This window comes from Nocardia cyriacigeorgica, from assembly GCF_029868385.1.
In the GTDB taxonomy this organism is placed as follows: Bacteria; Actinomycetota; Actinomycetes; order Mycobacteriales; family Mycobacteriaceae; genus Nocardia; species Nocardia cyriacigeorgica_F.
This window is the reverse complement of sequence record NZ_JARWNX010000051.1, coordinates 18328-34116: the sequence shown is the minus strand read 5'-3', so window position 1 is coordinate 34116 and position 15789 is coordinate 18328. Positions and strand designations below refer to the sequence as shown.

Sequence of the window (15789 nt, the reverse complement as noted above, 5' to 3'; positions counted from 1 at the left end):
CGAGCAGTCAGCAGCGGACCCGGAATCCGTGTGCTAGTAGTTAGGTGTGAAAACAATTCGTGGGGGGATTTTTACGGCTGTCGCCGCCCTTGTACTCGGTGGCTGTACGACAGCCGAAGCTCCTGACTCCGCCGATGACCAGCTGGTGATGCCGCAGGCGACCGCCGTCGACCAGTACGTGGGCAGCGGCCCGGTGCGCTCCGATCCCGAACTCGGGGCCAACCCGGTGCTGGCCGAGCAGGGCCTCGGCATCGCGAGCGTCGAATGCCGGCTGCCCGCCTGGCGCGATACTCCGTCCGCCGCGGCGGCGTTCTACCGGGCCGCCATCCAATGCCATGACGCCGCCTGGGCGCCGACACTGTCCCGCTTCGGCATCACCACCACCTCCGCCGAACTCTGGGCGGGCGCCGATGCCGCCGACTACGACGGCTCGTGCGCCGAATCCGGCAGCAACCGTGAGGCCTTCTACTGCGCCGCCGACCAGATGATCGTGATGCCCTACGACACCATGAGCCCGATCGTTCGCAACGGCGGCCGCGGTTTCGCGTTGGCGGTGCTCTCGCACGAGTACGGACATCATGTGCAGCAGCTCATCGGAGTCATGCCCGCCTTCCTGGCGCGCGCGTCCGCCCTCGACTGGGCCGGGGCCGAAGTGGATCTGCTCAATCGGCAGCTGGAGTTGCAGGCATGGTGCTTCTCCGGGATGTTCTACGGCCGCAACACCGGTCGCGGCTCCATCACCGCCGAACTGGCCGATCTGGCGTATCAGAACAACAGCGGGGCGGGTGACCGTCCCGGCGAACGACGCTGGCACGGCACGAACACCAATATCGCCAACTGGTTCGGCTGGGGGATGCACCCGAGCGACGATCCCGACGTGGCGGCCACCCCATCGCCGTACGAGTGCAATCCGTGGGCGGCTCGTAGCGCCGCATGGCTCGAATAACGGTCGGGAGCCACACATCGGTAGCGCGGAGGTGAACCCCGGCGGAATTCATCGAAGCCATTGGTTTGCAGGAACTCTCGGCATCGCTGCTGCTCGCCGGAACGCGGGTTTCGGCTACCGGTGAGTAGGCGAACCGGATGGCGGTGGATCCGCCCAGACCGCCCGATATGGGGACCATTTTGTGGCACAATGTGTTTCGTGTCTCAGCCCGGCCATAGCAACCCTGTAGCACCGTCGGTGCCGCAGGTTGCCATGATCGTTTCCACGGTCGAGCAGAACGCACAGATCACCAAATCGGAGACCGAGGCCGTCGAGCCGGAGCCTCCGGACGGAGCGAATTCGCGCAGTGTCAGAGTCGGGGTCCGTGATGCCCGGCAGCGGCGCGGTATAGCGGTATTGATGCGGTACCGCGCCGCGGCCTCGGGTACCGGCACGGCTTGGGGGTGGGCAGCGTAGCCGAGCCTTCGGTGCAATCACCAGAAGGCACGTGGTGCATTGATTCGTCGATGTAGACCCTCGCGATCGTTTCGATTTCTCAATTGTGTTTCGAAAGGGATGGACAATGGCACGCACAGCGTTGGCCGAGCTTATTCGGCATGGCAACCCGGAGATTCATGAGCAGTTGCAGGAGATTCTGAGCAACCAGGACTTCGCCGTCACGGAGCAGCAGAGCCAGGAGCAACGGCGTCTCAACGCGTACAACCAATTGCGTTATCTGGTCGGCAAGCTCGGCAGCTCCCGCGCTATCGCCACCGATCTGCCCTCCCTGTTCGCGGTGTTCGACTGGTCGGCCGTGCTGGCCACCGACCTGATCCCGCTGATCTCGGGACACTACAACCTGGCCTCGGGCAGCCTGGCCACACTGACCGATTCCGATTCCGCCGCGCCGTACCTCCAGGATCTCGACGACGCCTCCAGTGTCGGCGTCATGCTGCTGACCGAATACGGTTGCGGTTCCAATATCGGGTTCATGGAGACCACCGCGACCTGGGATGGTGACGGGTTCGTGCTCAACACCCCGCACCCGAAGGCCAGGAAGTTCATGCCGAGCGTGGGTATTCCGGTCTCGCGGGTCTGCGTCATCGGCGCACGCTACATCGATGGCGCGGGCGTCGATCAGGGCGTGCACCTGTTCACGGCCCGACTGCGCGATGCCAACGGCGATCCGGCCCCCGGTGTCACGATCACCCAGCTGGACCATCAGCCGCTGGTCATCATGGACAACTCGATCATCAGCTTCGACAATCTGCGGGTCGAGCGCAACGCCTGGCTGAGCAACGACCTCGCCACCATCGATGACAACGGTGTGCTCACCTGGCGCGACGAGCAGAGTCGCAAACGCGCGTTCCCGTCGGCGATCAGCCAGCTGACCGTCGGCCGGATGGCGCTCTCGTCCTGCCTGAACGCCACCGCCCGTTCCGCGCTCTACATCGCACTGCGCTACGCCAACAAGCGGGTGGTGCCGATGACGGCCGTGGATCGGCCGCTCATGCTCGATCTGCCGCATGTCCGCGACACGCTGCTCACCGACCTGGCCGGAACCATCGCGCGGACCGTCTACGGCAACGAGATCAAGACCTTCCTCGCGGGCAGCGATCTCACCGATCGCGACACCGTGGTGGCGGTGATGCTGGCCAAGTACTTCATCCAGCCGCACGCCTTGCAGACGGTCACCCATTCGCGCATCAAGATGGGCGCGCAGGGCATGTTCAGCGCCAACCGGGTCGCCGATTACCTCGGCGTCTGCCATGCCGCCATCACCGGCGAGGGCGATTGCCATGTCCTGGGTTCGGTGGGCGGTCGCGTACTGGCCAAACAGCTTGTGGGCACGCCGCCGGCCGAGGTGCGGCTGCACGATCCCGCCGACCCGCAGGACCGCGCGCCTCTGCTCGCGGCCCGCACGCTGACGATCGCGCACGAGGCGCAGCCGCGGCTGAGCAATCCGGCGTTGGCCGACCGGCTCGCCGTCATCCCGGACGCACTCGCCGTTGCTGACGCCTATTCCGCCGAACAGGCCCTCGGGATGCTCGACAAGCACGCCGACCATCCCGAGATTGCCGCCGTGCGAGACGTTTTCGCGCTGCACTACCTCGATGAACACTCCACGTGGTATCTCACCCACGGCCTGCTCGACATCGCGGCGGTGCAGACCGTACAGCGGCAGCTGGCCGAGGCCATCGACAGCCTCGCCGCCAACCTGCCCGCGCTGTTGGATGCCTTCGGCTTCGACGACGAGATCCTCGGCGCACCGGTGCTCTCCGATGATCTGGTCGCCGCGTGGGACACCCACTGCGAGACGGTCCGTCGCCACTGACCAGTACGGCAGCTCCGCATCCAGCGCGCCTCGTCGATCCGATGGGGCGCGCTGGATGCTGTTGCGGCAGAGCGGCCGAAGCCGAAACACCCTGCCGGGACACCGCCGGTGGGAGTACCGTACACAAGGCCCCCGGCGATGATTGGTTGAAAAGCCAACCTCGCTGACAGAATGTTGTCGGCAGGAGCGGCCGTGGCAACCCGACGGCCTTCGCTCGGTCCTCGCCTCGAGTACTATGCTGCCGGAACCGATGTCAAGGAGACTACGTGCATTCGCAGCCCACGCAGGGTGCCAGCGCCGACTCATTTTCGCCGATCGAGGGCATCGGTCCGCGGATTCCGATCTACAGCGCGGAGTTCGCGGCCGATCCGCACGGGGCCTACCGGCAGATGCGTCGGGACTACGGACCTCTGGTGCCGGTCGAGATGTGGCCGGGTGTGCCCGCGACGCTGGTGACCAAATATCGCACCGCAGTGCGGATCCTCAACGATCCGGAGCATTTCCCCGCCGATCCGCGCGCCTGGCAGAAGACCGTGCCCGCGGATATGCCGATCCTGCCGATGGTCGAGTGGCGGCCGAACGCGCTGCGCACCAGCGGCGCCGAGCATGCCCGCTACCGCGGCGCGATGAACGATGCCCTGGCCGGGATCGACTTGAACACGCTGCGCTCCATGGTGGAGCGGTCCGCCATCCCGATCACCAACACCTTCTGCGAGACGGGCGAGGCCGACGTGCTGAGTCAGTACGTCCTCCCGCTGGTCTTCTCGATCCTGTGCCAGGTGCTCGGCTGCCCACAGGACATCGGTGAGGAGGTCGCGGCCGCCAGTGCGGCGATGTTCGACGGTGTGGACACCGAAACGGTCAACGCGCAGATGGGCAGTGCGCTGCTCGAACTCACCGCGATGAAGCGCGCGCACCCGGCCGACGATGTCACCACGCGGCTGGTACAGCATTACGTGGGGCTCTCCGATGAGGAGATGGTGCATCAGCTGGTCCTGCTGTTCGCCGCCGGTGTGGAACCTCCGGTGAACCTCATCGCCAACACCTTGGTGATGATGCTGAGCGATCCCCGCTTCACCAGCAACGATCAGAGTCTCCCGCTGTCGACCAAGACCGCGCTCGACGAGATGCTGGCGATCGACCCGCCGATGGCGAACTTCTGCATCACCTATCCGCGCCAGCCGATCCTGATCGAAAAGGTGTGGCTGCCCGCCAATCAGCCGGTGATCATCAGCATGGCCGCCTGCAATAACGACCCTGACATCAATACGGGCGAGTTCGCGGGTAACGGCTGGAATCTGGCGTTCAGCACCGGCCCGCACGCCTGCCCCGCGCATGCGCGGCCGTTCTCGTATCTGCTGGCGCAGGACGCCATCGACCAGCTCCTCGACGCGCTGCCGGAACTGCGCCTCGGAGTCCCCGAACACGAACTCGTCTGGCGGCCCGGCCCCTTCCACCGCGCGTTGACGGCATTGCCGGTGGTGTTTCCGCCGTCTCCGCCGCTGCATCTGTAAGGGCGTAGTTCCTCGTCGTACCCGCTGCCCGTCGCCACGCCGGCCGGCTCGGCTTCATGCCGGGTCCGGTCGGCGTGCCCGGCAGCAACATACCGGCGATCGCTTGGTATCGACGCGGCGTAAGCTCCGGGGTTCGCCAGGCATCCGCGGCAATACGGGCCGGATGGCACCACGGTCGGGCGCTCGATTTCGGCGCGCTCAGCTACCTTCTCTGTGCCGCTCGGCGTACCGTTCGGTACGCACAAAGTAGTTCGCAACATTGCGTTCTGAGGTCTTGTGCAATTGCATCTGTACGTGCAAAATCCACGTAGCCTTGTTGTGAACAAGCGATCCGATCCGGATAACCGAACAGAGAGCCAATCATGTTGGTACGAAGTGTGATGGTGTCGGGTGAGTTCGGGGTGTGGGGATGAGCGCGCCGACAGTGGGGGTACTGCCGACCGCGCCGCAGCTGCTGTGCGCCTTCCAGGGACGGCGGTTCCAGGACCGCGAGATGTTGCGCTCGGCGCATGCGCTGGTGGAACTACATGAACGTCGCGCTCAGGTGCGCGATACGGCATTGGTGGCCGAAATAGACTGTCGCAGAGTGGAACTCGTCGATGACATCAACGAGTGGATCACCCAGGAAGTGCCGCAGCATCGTAACGGCGCCTCGCTGCACACCGAGAGCCTCGGCGCGGTGATCGACCGGATGGCGCGCAGCTGGGTCAACGCCAACCAGGCCATCGACATCACCGGCCCCCGCAGCGACAATACGCACAAGCACTGGTACCACCTGGCCGAACTGGTCGACGGGTACACCGATTTGATCGCCGATGTGACCGGCGGTCGGCGGCGCCTCCCGGAGCAGTAGCGGTACCGAAGCGGTACGGCGCTGTCGAGCCCTCTCGACACCCAACCCTCTCGTTCGGGCGGTGCTCGTCATCGGAGAACACTGACGAGCACCGCCCGAACTGGTCGCTCAGCGCACGGCGGCGCGGCCCTTGACGCGGCCGAGCAGGATGAGCGTCAGCAGGGTGACCGCTACCAAGACGGTGGTGCCCGCGGCGGCGTCGAACACTTCGCCGCGGTCGGTGAGCGCGAAGATGCTGACCGGCAGCGTCTTCCAGGTCGCCGGGTAGACCATGATGGTGGCCCCCAGCTCGCCCATCGACAGGGCGATGGCAAGGCCCGCCGCGGCGCCGAGCGCCGGGAGCAGCAGTGGCAGGGTGATCTGGCACAGCACCCGCACCGGGCCCGCACCCAGCGATTCGGCGGCCTGCCGGTAGGCGGGATCGAGCCGGTCGAGCGCGGCCGACACCGCGCTGAACGCATAGGCCAGCACCAGGACCGAATGTGCCACGACGACAATCCATGTGGTGCCGCCGAGCAGCAGCGGCCGCTCGTTGAACGCGATCAACACCCCGAGGCCGATCGCCACCGAAGGCACCGCGACCGGCAGATGGAAGACCGCATCGGTCAGCCTGCGCCACCAGCCGGGCGCCTCCCGGCCCGCCAGCGCCGCCCAAGTGCCGAGCACCAGCGATACCGCACCGGCCAGGAACGCGGTCTGCACACTCACCGACAGGCTCGCCAATTGCTCACCCGACAGCGCCCGTTCGAGATTGGCGATGCCGAGATTCGAGGGCAGCGGTCCGGTCCAGCTACCGGCCAGCGCCGCAGCAATCACGGTCGCGATGGGCGCTGCGAACACCACGAGCACCACGATCGCGAAGACCGCGAGCACCACCGCGCGCCCGCGTCGGGTCCATACCAGCATGGGTCAGCGCTCCTTCCTGGATGAACCGGTGACCCTGGCGAAGATCAGCCGGTAGCCGAGATACGAGATCAGCGATAGCGCGACCTGCACCGTGGCGAGCACAGCGGCGCCCGGCAGATCGAAGGTGACGATGCCGCGCGTATAGATCAGCGCGGGCAGGGTGATCACCCCTTTCGCGCCGGTGAACAACACGATGCCGAATTCGTTGAGCGTCAACAGCAGGACCAGGCTGCCCCCGGCGGCCAAGGCGGGCCACGCCTCGGGCAGCACCACCTGCCGCAGCACCCGCCACGGGCCCGCACCCAGGCTCGCGGCGACATCGAGTTGTTCGCGCGGCAACTGTGCGAAAGCCGCCAGCAGCGGCCGCACCACGAACGGGGTGAAGAAGGTGATCTCGGCCAGGATCACGCCGGTCGGTGTGGTGAGGAAATCGAGAGCGGGCCCATCGCTTCCGGTGATCCGGCCGATGAGCGCGTTGACCGCGCCCGCGGTGCCGTACAGGAAAGTGAAGGCGAGGGTGATCAGGAACGACGGCAGTGTGAGCACCGTATCGATGAGTCGCCCCACCACCGTCGCACCAGGAAACGGCACGAAGGCCAATACGATCGCCAGGAACGTGCCGAGCACCAGGCAGCCCGCCGTCGAGCACACGGCGATGGATATCGTGCGCCACAGGGCATCACGGAAGGCGGCCGACCCCAGGACCTGGGACCAGGTGTCGGTGCCGCGCCCATCGGGTGTGACCGTCGACTCGGCGAGTACCCGGACGATCGGATAGACCGCGATGACGAGCACGACCAGCACCGGCGGCAGACCCATGAGGATCGGTCGCCACCTCCGTCGCGGGGTGGGCGTCGGCGCCTCGCCGACGGCGGGGGAGTCGATCAGTGCCGTGCTCATCGGCCGCGCCTCGTCTCGATGTCGGTGAACAACGAGCGCTCGGGCTCACGCGGCGTCTCGGTCTTCGGGGCCGACTGTGCTTGCGCAGGAGCGTAATTCGACGGCCGCCATGGGGCGCTGCCCGTCGCGCCGGGTACTCGGGCCGGTAGCTCCGGCACGCTCGCGGGTCGCGGCTCTGCATTCATGCGAGGGCTCCGCTCTCGCCGTCGAGGGCCGGTGGGATGAGGACCCCGGCCGGGTCAGGAAGGTGCACACCGACCACGGAATCGGGTGCGGTCTCCATATGGCCCGCGACATCGGCGGTCAGCTCGCCGGGCAACCCGTCGACGGTCAACCGCACGCGAGTGGAGGCACCACGCCACACCGCGCCGAGCACCGTCGCGCGCAGCGCGCCGCGTTCACCGGGCGCGCCGAGGCGCACGGTATGCGGGCGGATGCACAGCAGTGCGTCGGAATCCGGGGCCGAGGCCGGTCTCCCCACACCGGGCTCCGGCGCCAACGCGCGCAGCGTTCGGGTGCCCGCCGTGACCAGCGCGCTGCCACCGGCCACCCGGTTGACGGTGCACGGCACCAGATTCGCACCGCCGAGGAAGGCGGCGGTGAACTCGGACGGCGGCCGCTGCCACAGGGCGGGCGCGGTATCGATGTCGACCAGTCGTGCGTCACGCATGACCGCGATGCGATCGGCCAGTGCCAGCGCCTCGGTCTGATCGTGGGTGACATACAGCATCGCCGTCTCCGGCAGCGCCTGCCGAAGTTGTTGCAGCTCACCGAGCATGGTGTGGCGCAGTTGCGCATCGAGTGCGGCGAGCGGTTCGTCCAGCAGCAGGACCGGCGGGCGGATGGCGAGCGCGCGGGCGATGGCCACCCGTTGCTGCTGGCCGCCGGACAGCTCACGCGGCAGCCGCTGGGCGTAGCCGCCCATGTCGACCATCTGTAGCGCCTCGTCGACGCGGGTGGCGATCTCGCGGCGCGGCACCCGGCGCGCCTTCAGGCCGAAGGCGACATTGCCGTGCACGGTCATATGCGGGAACAGGGCGTAGGACTGGACGACGACGCCGATACCGCGGGCGGCGGGCGAGACTCGCGTGACATCGCGTCCGGCCAGCCGCACCGTGCCCGAGGTGGGCCGGACGAACCCGGCCAGCGCCTTGAGCGCGGTGGACTTCCCGGAACCGCTCGGTCCGAGCAGGGCGACGGTCTCGCCCGCCGCCACCCGCAGCGAGAAGTCGGCCAGGGCGACGGTCGCGGTGCGGCCGCGGCCGTAACGAACACCTACCCGGTCGAAGACGATCGCGGGTTCGGTCGCGACAGCCCGGGTGGTGGCTGTGCTGGTGGTGGTCGGTGCGTCACCGGTGGGCATGGCGGCTCCTGTCGTCGCTGTGGTCAGCTGCCGGTGGCCCGCTGGTAGGCGGCGATATCGCCGTCCAGCTCGGTCAGGACCGTCTGCCAATCGACCGGAACCACCTCCACGCCCGCGAGCAGTGTGCTCGGCGAGGGCTCGGTACCGGATGGCGCCGTGCGCAATTCGGTGCGCGCGGGCACCGCGAATGCCTCCGGCGCGAGGGTCTGCTGGGTCGGCGCCGACAGCAGGAACTCCATCAGCTGCGTGGCCTCGGCCCGGTGCGGTGCGGTCTTGCTCAGACCCATGACGTACGGGACGGCGACCGTCGACCGGGTGCCGTCGGCCGATGCGGGGAAGAAGATGGAGAACGTCGAACCCTTCTCCGCGATGGTCGCCAGGTTCATCTGGATATCGCCGTTGGCGATGAGCAGTTCGGCCTTGTCCACCTTGGCCTGTAGCTTGCCGGTCGAGGACGACGGCCCGACATTGTTGACCTGTAGCTTCGCCAGATAGTCCAGCGCGCCCTGTTTGCCGAGCAGCTGCTGCAACAGGATCAGTACCGCGGTCCCGTCACCGGCCTGACCGGGTGTCGAATACTGCACCTTGCCCTTGTATTCCGGCTGCAACAGCTCGTCCCAGGTCAGGCTCGACGTATCGACCGAAGGGTTGGCGATGAAGCACAGATAGTTCTCGGCGAGGGTGACGTACTGGCCGTCGGGGTCCTTATCGGCGGCGGGTACCGCGCCGGTGTCGATACCGCTGTCGGCGAGCAGACCCGAACTCTTGGCCTTCTGGATGAACGGCGGCAGTGTGACCACCACGTCGGCCTGCGGGTTGTTCTGTTCCCGGTCGACGCGGTTGACCACTTCGCCGGAACCGGCCTCGACCAGGTTCACCGCGATACCGGTCTGCTCGGTGAACTCGGCGAAACGCTTGCCGTACCAGGCGGCCATGCCGTCGGCGGAGTAGACGGTGACCGATCGTCCGCCGGAGGCGTCGGCGCCGGTGCCGCCACACCCCGCGGTGAACGCGACCATGGTGGTCGCGGCGACCAGGGCGGCGGTCGTGGACAGGGTGCGTGCCAGGCGTCGGCCGGGATTCTTCGAAGTACGCACGGTGACTGCAACTTTCGTCGAGGGAGCGAGTGAGGAGCCGAAGGGACGGGGGATCAGTTCAGGACGAGGTCGGCGAATTCACGCACCGATGGCACGATGTGTGACGCACCCGCGGCCCGCAGGGTGTCCGCGTCATGGGCTCCGGTGAGGGCGCCCGCGACGATCCGGGCGCCCGCGGCGCGGCCGGTGGCGATATCGCTGGTGGTGTCGCCAAGGACCGCGACCCGGTCGACGGCATCGACGCCGAGGCGCAGCAGCGCGGTGAGCACCATGTCCGGATAGGGGCGGCCGCGTCCGGCGTCGGAGGGGGCGAGGATCAGATCGGCGATATCGGTCCAGCCGAGCGTGTTCAGCAACCGGTCCTGGGTGCTGCGGCTGAAGCCGGTGGTGAGCGCGACCGCGACCCCGGCCGAGCGCAGCGTCCGGATGGCGTCGGCGGCACCGGGAATGGGGGAGATGTCGGCGTCGTCGATCAGGTTCTCGTAGGCGGTTTCGAAGGTGCGGTTGGCCAGCTGCGCTCGGTCCTCCTCGCCCAGCAGGGCACGGAAGACGGCGATCTTCGACTGACCCATCGTGTCCAGGACATAGCGGCGGGCGTGTGTGCGTTCCGGGCCGTCGGCGGGGATGCCCGCGGCCGTCGCGGCTTCCTCGAAGGCGCGGACGACGAGTCCGCCGTCGGCGACGGTCGTGCCCGCCATATCGAGGACGGCGAGCTGAATGGTGGTGTCGGGCATGGTGATCCTCACAGGTTCAACAGGTCGGCGGTTTCTTCGCCGAGCGCGGGTCCGAGGGTCATACCGCGCCCGCCGGGGCCGGTCACCACCCAGATGTGGTCGTCGGCGCGGACCCTGGTGACGAGCGCATCGGGATCGACGCTCTGGCTGTACACCCCGGCCCAGCGCCGCACGATCGGTGGCAGCTTGCGGCCGAGCAATTCCTCGGTGACGGTGGTGAGGTGCTCATAGGGCGCCTCGTCCACATCGAAGGGGAACGGTTCGGTGTACTCGTGGGTGTCACCGATGGTGAGGCCGCCGTGTAGACGCTGCACGCACAGCAGCTGCATCTTGTGTTCGGCGGCGGTCGCTGTCTGGGACTGCTCACGTGCGAGGGCCTCCACCGACGGACCGGCGAAACCGGGGTAGTAGCGGAAACTGTCGCCGTCGGCGATGGCGGTGGTGAGCGGTTCGCCCAGTGGTGCGGTCTGCATCATCTGCAAACGCACCCGGCGCACCGGCAGTTGCCCGGCCAGCTCGCGGACCAGGCCGGTGTGTGCGGCGCCCGCGCACACCAGCACGAGATCGGCCTCGAAGCGGCGGTCGTGATCGTCGCGCACGACGGCGCCGCCGCCGGTGCTCTCGACCGCCCTGGCCTCGGTGCCCGCATGAAAGCTGTAGCGACCGGAGCCCGCCAGATAGGCGCGCAGGGCAGGCAGCGCCTGGCGCGATTCCACCGCCGCATCGGTCGAACAGTGCAGTCCCGCAAGGAACTTGCCACGCAGGGCGGGATTGATCGCCCGCACCTGCTCCGGTTCGAGCAGTTCGAAACCGCGCTGCTCGGCGGTCGGGCCCGCAGCGGCGGCCTCGGCCACAGCGAGTTCGGCGGGTGTGCGGACCAGGGTCAGCGAACCGGCGGCGCGGAATCCGACACCCGGTACCCGTCCGCCGATCTCCTCCCACAGTTGCCGCGACCGCAGCGTCGTCTCGAGTTCCGGCGCCGAACGCCCGGACACCCAGACCAGACCGAAGTTGCGTACCGTGGCGCCCCTGGCTTCGGGCTCACGCTCCAGCTGGACGACCTCGTGCCCGCGCCCGATCGCGGCGAGGGCGTGCGCGGTGCCGAGGATGCCGCCGCCGATGATGACCAATCGCATGAGCCCATCGTGCACATTGGTCTAGACCGATGGGTGTGGACCGGGCGAACGCTGGGTTAACAATTGGTATAGACCAATTGCGGGTAGGCTGTGGGTATGGACGCGACGGATGTGGCGGGGGCGGATACCCGGTGGCCCAAGGCTTTTCCGGCGACCGGAGTCGTCGGCAAGGCGTATCAGGTGCGCACCGAGATCGAGCGGCTGCTCGACGAGTTGGATGAAGGCGATCCGGTGCCCCCTGAGCGTGAACTGGCCATGCGGTTCGAGGTCGCCCGCGAGACGGTGCGGCAGGCCATGCGTGATCTCGTGGTGGAAGGCCGGGTGCGCAGGCAGGGGCGCGGCACCGTGGTATCGCGACCGAAGATGGTGCAGCCGTTGGCGTTACAGTCCTACACCGAGGCGGCGCTGAGTCTGGGGCGCGTGCCGGGCCGTCTGGTGGTCGGCTGGCAGGACGTACCCGCCGACGCCGACACCGCGCGCGAACTCGGCATCGAGGTCGGCGTGCCGGTCATGAATCTGGAGCGGGTGCTCTTGGCCGACGGGGAACGCATCGGCTTGGAGGCCACCTTCCTGCCGCTGCACCGCTTCGCCGGACTGCGCGGTACCTACGATCCGACCACCTCGCTGTATGCCGCCATCCGTGCCACCGGCGTCGAATTCGCCACGGCCACAGAACGAATCGAAACCGTCCTCGCCTCGCCCCGCGAGGCCGCCCTGCTGGAATGCAGCACCGCGCTGCCGCTGATCCTGCTGAACCGGCGCAGTGTGGACGACGCGGGTCTACCCATCGAACGGGTGCGGTCGCTGTATCGCGGCGATCGCATCGCCTTCGAAGCGCGATTGACCAGATGACCCGTTTCGGCCCGGTGGATCGGAGCGCGCCCGGCCTGGTCTATCCAGCTGTGAACGTTCGCTCGGCGAACATCCTCGGTACGGTGAGAATATGCCCGAGACGACCTCGCCCCGCGTGGGCCGCCCGCGCGATCGTGAGTTGGATGCGGCCTTGCTCGAAGCCGCCGCGCGCCTGGTGGTCGAGCGCGGATACGGTGCGCTCACCTTGCAGGCGGTTGCCGCTGAGGCGGAAACCAGCAGGCCAGCGCTGTATCGCCGCTACGCCGACCGTGCCGAACTCGTCATGGCGGTGCTGATCGATCGATTCGGTTTGCAGCCGGGTGGGCAGGATCTCGGCGGGATCGAAGCCGAGATGTTGGCGATTCAGCAGCATCAGCGGGAAATGTTCAACGAGCCAGTGCTGTGCAGAGCGCTACCCGGACTGCTGACCGATCTGGCGGGTAATCCCGAGGCGGCACGTCGATTGCAGGATCAATTCCTCACGCCTCGTCGGGCCTCCACCGCGTCGATCCTGGAACGTGCGGTCGTTCGTGGGGAGATCGAGCCGGGCGCGGATCCGGAATGGATCTGCGATCTGATCACCGGTCCGATGCTGATGCGGGCGCTGGTACCGACGCTCGGTCCGATCGATGACGAGTTGGTGCGGCTGACCGTCCGATCCGCGCTGGATGCGGTCGGGTATCGAGGCGCGCACTCCTGATTCGACTGATGTGGTTGACGCCACATTCTCGCGGCTCTATCATCAATTACGTTACGGATCGTAATTTAATTGGAGGCGCCATGCGGGTCGACACGTCATTCCTCAGCAACGGTGTGACTTTACGCGGCTGGCTGTACCGGCCGGAGGTCAGCGCGCCGACCGGTGCGCCGCTGGTGGTCATGACACACGGATTCGCCGGGGTGAAGGAATGGGTGGCGCCGTTCGCCGAGGTGCTCAGCGCCGCGGGCCTGGCCTGTCTGGTCTATGACCACCCCGGCTTCGGCACCTCCGACGGCGAGCCCCGATACGAGGTGGACCCGCAGGCTCAGATCGCGGGCTACCGCGATGCCATCACCTTCGCGCAGACGCTGGAGGGCATCGACCCGGACCGGATCGGCATCTGGGGCACCAGCTACGCGGGCGCTCACGTGCTCGTCGTCGCCGCGACCGACCGCCGGGTCCGCGCCGTCGTCGCCCAGGTGCCACTGACCGCCGGGTGGTCGACCTTCAGCCGAGTAGTGCCACCGACCGTGCTGCCGATCATGCACGAGGCGATTGCCGCCGATCGGCTCGCCGTCGCCGCGGGCAAACCGCATCAGCTGATCAAGGCGGCCTCCGACGATCCCACCGATATGGTCGCCATGCCGGGTATCGAGGTGTACCAGTGGCTGATGGAGAACGGGCCGCAGATCGCCACCTGGCGCAACGAGGTCACCCTGTCCAGCGTCGACAAGTTCCAGTCCTACGCGCCGGAAGCGTTCGTGCGCCGGATCTCGCCCACCCCGTTGCTGATGATCGTCGCCGATCACGACACCCTCACCCCCACCGATATCGCGCTGGCGAGCTATCACGAGGCTCTCGAACCCAAACAGCTGGAACTCGTTCCCGGCGGACACTTCTCGGTCTACGGCGAACAATTCGATCGGGCGGCGGGCGCGGCACGGGACTTCCTGAGCGCCAAGCTGATCCGATGACCACGGTGACCATCCGCCGCCGAGATCCGGCGGCCGAGCCTGCGATGGAGGTCGGTCCATGACGGTGCTGGCATTGGCAATCGGTTCGGAGAGGCTGACCGCGGGCCGGGTGCGCGCCGGGCGCACCCACGCGATCCGGTACAAAGCCTTGCCTGTCACCGAGGCGTGGTGGTCGTGCCGTGATCTGCTGCTCGACGTCGCCGGTGACGACGAGATCACCGCGGTCGGCATCGCCTGCGCCGGGCGGATCGGTGATCCGGTGGGCACGGTCACCTGGGCGGGAATCCCCGGACGCTGCGGTGGATTCGGGATGGTCGCCGCCGTGCGGAAGATGTTCCCCGCCGCCGTGGTGCGCATGGGCACCGAAGGACTGTGCGCGGCATTGGCCGCGCGCCAGTCGTGCACCGGAGGCCGGGTGGACCCGGTGCTGGCCGGGGCCGAGGTGCTCGCCACGATCGCCGAGGAACGCTCCATGCTCAGCTGGCCGCCCGAACAGGACGACGGCCGCCGCGCGCTGGCACACGGACTGTGCGAGCGGCGCAGGTGAGGATGCGGGCCGCTAGGGTGGACCCCATGTCCGTCCGCACCCGTCAGCCGCTCGTTCCCGGTACCCAATCGCCGATCCGGGAGGTCCCGCGCACCATCGAGCGCCCGGAATACGCCTGGAAGAAGACCGTGAACGAAGGGCACGAGCCCTGGGTTCAGACACCGGAGACGATCGAGAAGATGCGCGTCGCCGGTCGGATCGCGGCGCAGGCGCTCGCGGAAGCGGGCAAGGCGGTCGCACCCGGTGTGACCACCGACGAACTGGACCGGATCGCCCACGAATACCTGTGCGACCACGGTGCCTACCCATCGACGCTCGGCTACAAGGGCTTCCCGAAGTCGTGCTGCACCTCGCTGAACGAGGTCATCTGCCACGGCATCCCGGATTCGACCGTCATCGAAGACGGCGACATCGTCAATATCGACGTCACCGCCTATATCGACGGCGTGCACGGCGACACCAACAAGACCTACCTCGCCGGTGACGTCGACGAGGAGGTGCGATTGCTGGTCGAGCGCACCGAAGAGGCCACCATGCGCGCCATCAAGGCGGTGCGGCCCGGGCGTGCGCTCAATGTCATCGGGCGCGTCATCGAGTCCTACGCCAACCGGTTCGGCTACGGCGTGGTGCGCGATTTCACCGGTCACGGCGTCGGCCCCACCTTCCACAGCGGTCTGGTGATCCTGCACTACGACCAGCCCGCCGTGGAATCGGTGATCGAGCCCGGCATGACCTTCACCATCGAACCGATGATCAACCTCGGCGGCATCGACTACGAGATCTGGGACGACGGCTGGACCGTGGTCACCAAGGACCGCAAGTGGACCGCGCAGTTCGAGCACACGCTGGTGGTCACCGATACCGGCGCGGAAATCCTGACGCTGCCGTGAACCCGGCGGTCGGCGCCCACTGCGAGACGCACGGTTCCGGCCGGGCCGGTCTGCTCGCGGTCG

Annotated in this window: 15 protein-coding genes; 9 read left to right on the top strand and 6 right to left on the bottom strand. The window is 67.6% G+C overall.

All coding sequences use genetic code 11. From position 1 onward, the window contains the following. Positions 1-148: 148 nt before the first annotated feature. The 4 genes from QH168_RS15545 (at position 149) to QH168_RS15530 (ending at position 5627) form a co-directional block, all read left to right on the top strand. A complete protein-coding gene (locus tag QH168_RS15545; RefSeq protein ID WP_280235366.1) occupies positions 149-946 on the top strand; it encodes a neutral zinc metallopeptidase in 798 nt (265 codons plus the stop codon). A gap of 562 nt (positions 947-1508) precedes the next feature. Continuing rightward, positions 1509-3260 (top strand): acyl-CoA dehydrogenase, encoded by a 1752-nt coding sequence (locus tag QH168_RS15540; RefSeq protein ID WP_280235365.1) that lies wholly within the window; start codon positions 1509-1511, stop codon positions 3258-3260. Between the two features lie 266 nt (positions 3261-3526). Then, the gene (locus QH168_RS15535; RefSeq protein ID WP_280235364.1) at positions 3527-4774 is read left to right on the top strand and encodes a cytochrome P450; all 1248 of its coding nucleotides are present in this window, start codon (positions 3527-3529) and stop codon (positions 4772-4774) included. A 493-nt stretch (positions 4775-5267) separates the two neighbouring features. Then, the gene (locus QH168_RS15530; protein ID WP_432421108.1) at positions 5268-5627 is read left to right on the top strand and encodes a DUF4254 domain-containing protein; all 360 of its coding nucleotides are present in this window, start codon (positions 5268-5270) and stop codon (positions 5625-5627) included. A gap of 108 nt (positions 5628-5735) precedes the next feature. Here QH168_RS15530 and QH168_RS15525 read toward each other — a convergent pair whose 3' ends face one another. From QH168_RS15525 to QH168_RS15500, 6 genes are all read right to left on the bottom strand, one after another. Continuing rightward, positions 5736-6533, bottom strand: coding sequence for an ABC transporter permease (locus QH168_RS15525; RefSeq protein ID WP_280235362.1), 798 nt, complete (start codon positions 6531-6533; stop codon positions 5736-5738). A 3-nt stretch (positions 6534-6536) separates the two neighbouring features. After that, a complete protein-coding gene (locus QH168_RS15520; RefSeq protein WP_280235361.1) occupies positions 6537-7433 on the bottom strand; it encodes a 2-aminoethylphosphonate ABC transporter permease subunit in 897 nt (298 codons plus the stop codon). A gap of 181 nt (positions 7434-7614) precedes the next feature. Continuing rightward, on the bottom strand, positions 7615-8796 hold the full coding sequence (locus QH168_RS15515) for an ABC transporter ATP-binding protein (RefSeq protein WP_280235360.1): 1182 nt from the start codon (positions 8794-8796) through the stop codon (positions 7615-7617). Positions 8797-8819: 23 nt separating this feature from the next. Further along, positions 8820-9815 (bottom strand): 2-aminoethylphosphonate ABC transporter substrate-binding protein, encoded by a 996-nt coding sequence (locus QH168_RS15510; protein WP_280235509.1) that lies wholly within the window; start codon positions 9813-9815, stop codon positions 8820-8822. Positions 9816-9946: 131 nt separating this feature from the next. Continuing rightward, positions 9947-10627 carry a phosphonatase-like hydrolase gene (locus tag QH168_RS15505; RefSeq protein ID WP_280235359.1) on the bottom strand — a complete coding sequence of 227 codons (681 nt, stop codon included), beginning with the start codon at positions 10625-10627 and terminating at the stop codon, positions 9947-9949. Between the two features lie 8 nt (positions 10628-10635). Then, positions 10636-11763: a TIGR03364 family FAD-dependent oxidoreductase gene (locus QH168_RS15500; protein ID WP_280235358.1), complete on the bottom strand. Its 1128-nt coding sequence runs from the start codon at positions 11761-11763 to the stop codon at positions 10636-10638. 96 nt (positions 11764-11859) lie between these two features. Here QH168_RS15500 and QH168_RS15495 point away from each other — a divergent pair, with 96 nt between their 5' ends. The 5 genes from QH168_RS15495 to map all read left to right on the top strand — a co-directional run bounded on the left by QH168_RS15495 (position 11860) and on the right by map (position 15726). Continuing rightward, positions 11860-12615 (top strand): GntR family transcriptional regulator, encoded by a 756-nt coding sequence (locus tag QH168_RS15495; RefSeq protein WP_280235357.1) that lies wholly within the window; start codon positions 11860-11862, stop codon positions 12613-12615. Positions 12616-12706: 91 nt separating this feature from the next. Then, positions 12707-13315, top strand: coding sequence for a TetR/AcrR family transcriptional regulator (locus QH168_RS15490; RefSeq protein WP_280235356.1), 609 nt, complete (start codon positions 12707-12709; stop codon positions 13313-13315). A gap of 80 nt (positions 13316-13395) precedes the next feature. Then, complete coding sequence (locus tag QH168_RS15485) at positions 13396-14289, top strand: alpha/beta hydrolase (RefSeq protein ID WP_280235355.1); 894 nt, start codon at positions 13396-13398, stop codon at positions 14287-14289. Positions 14290-14347: 58 nt separating this feature from the next. Then, positions 14348-14836, top strand: coding sequence for a hypothetical protein (locus QH168_RS15480; RefSeq protein WP_280235354.1), 489 nt, complete (start codon positions 14348-14350; stop codon positions 14834-14836). A gap of 26 nt (positions 14837-14862) precedes the next feature. Further along, entirely contained in the window at positions 14863-15726 is an 864-nt protein-coding gene (gene map / locus QH168_RS15475; protein WP_280235353.1) for a type I methionyl aminopeptidase, read from the top strand. Positions 15727-15789: the final 63 nt, after the last annotated feature.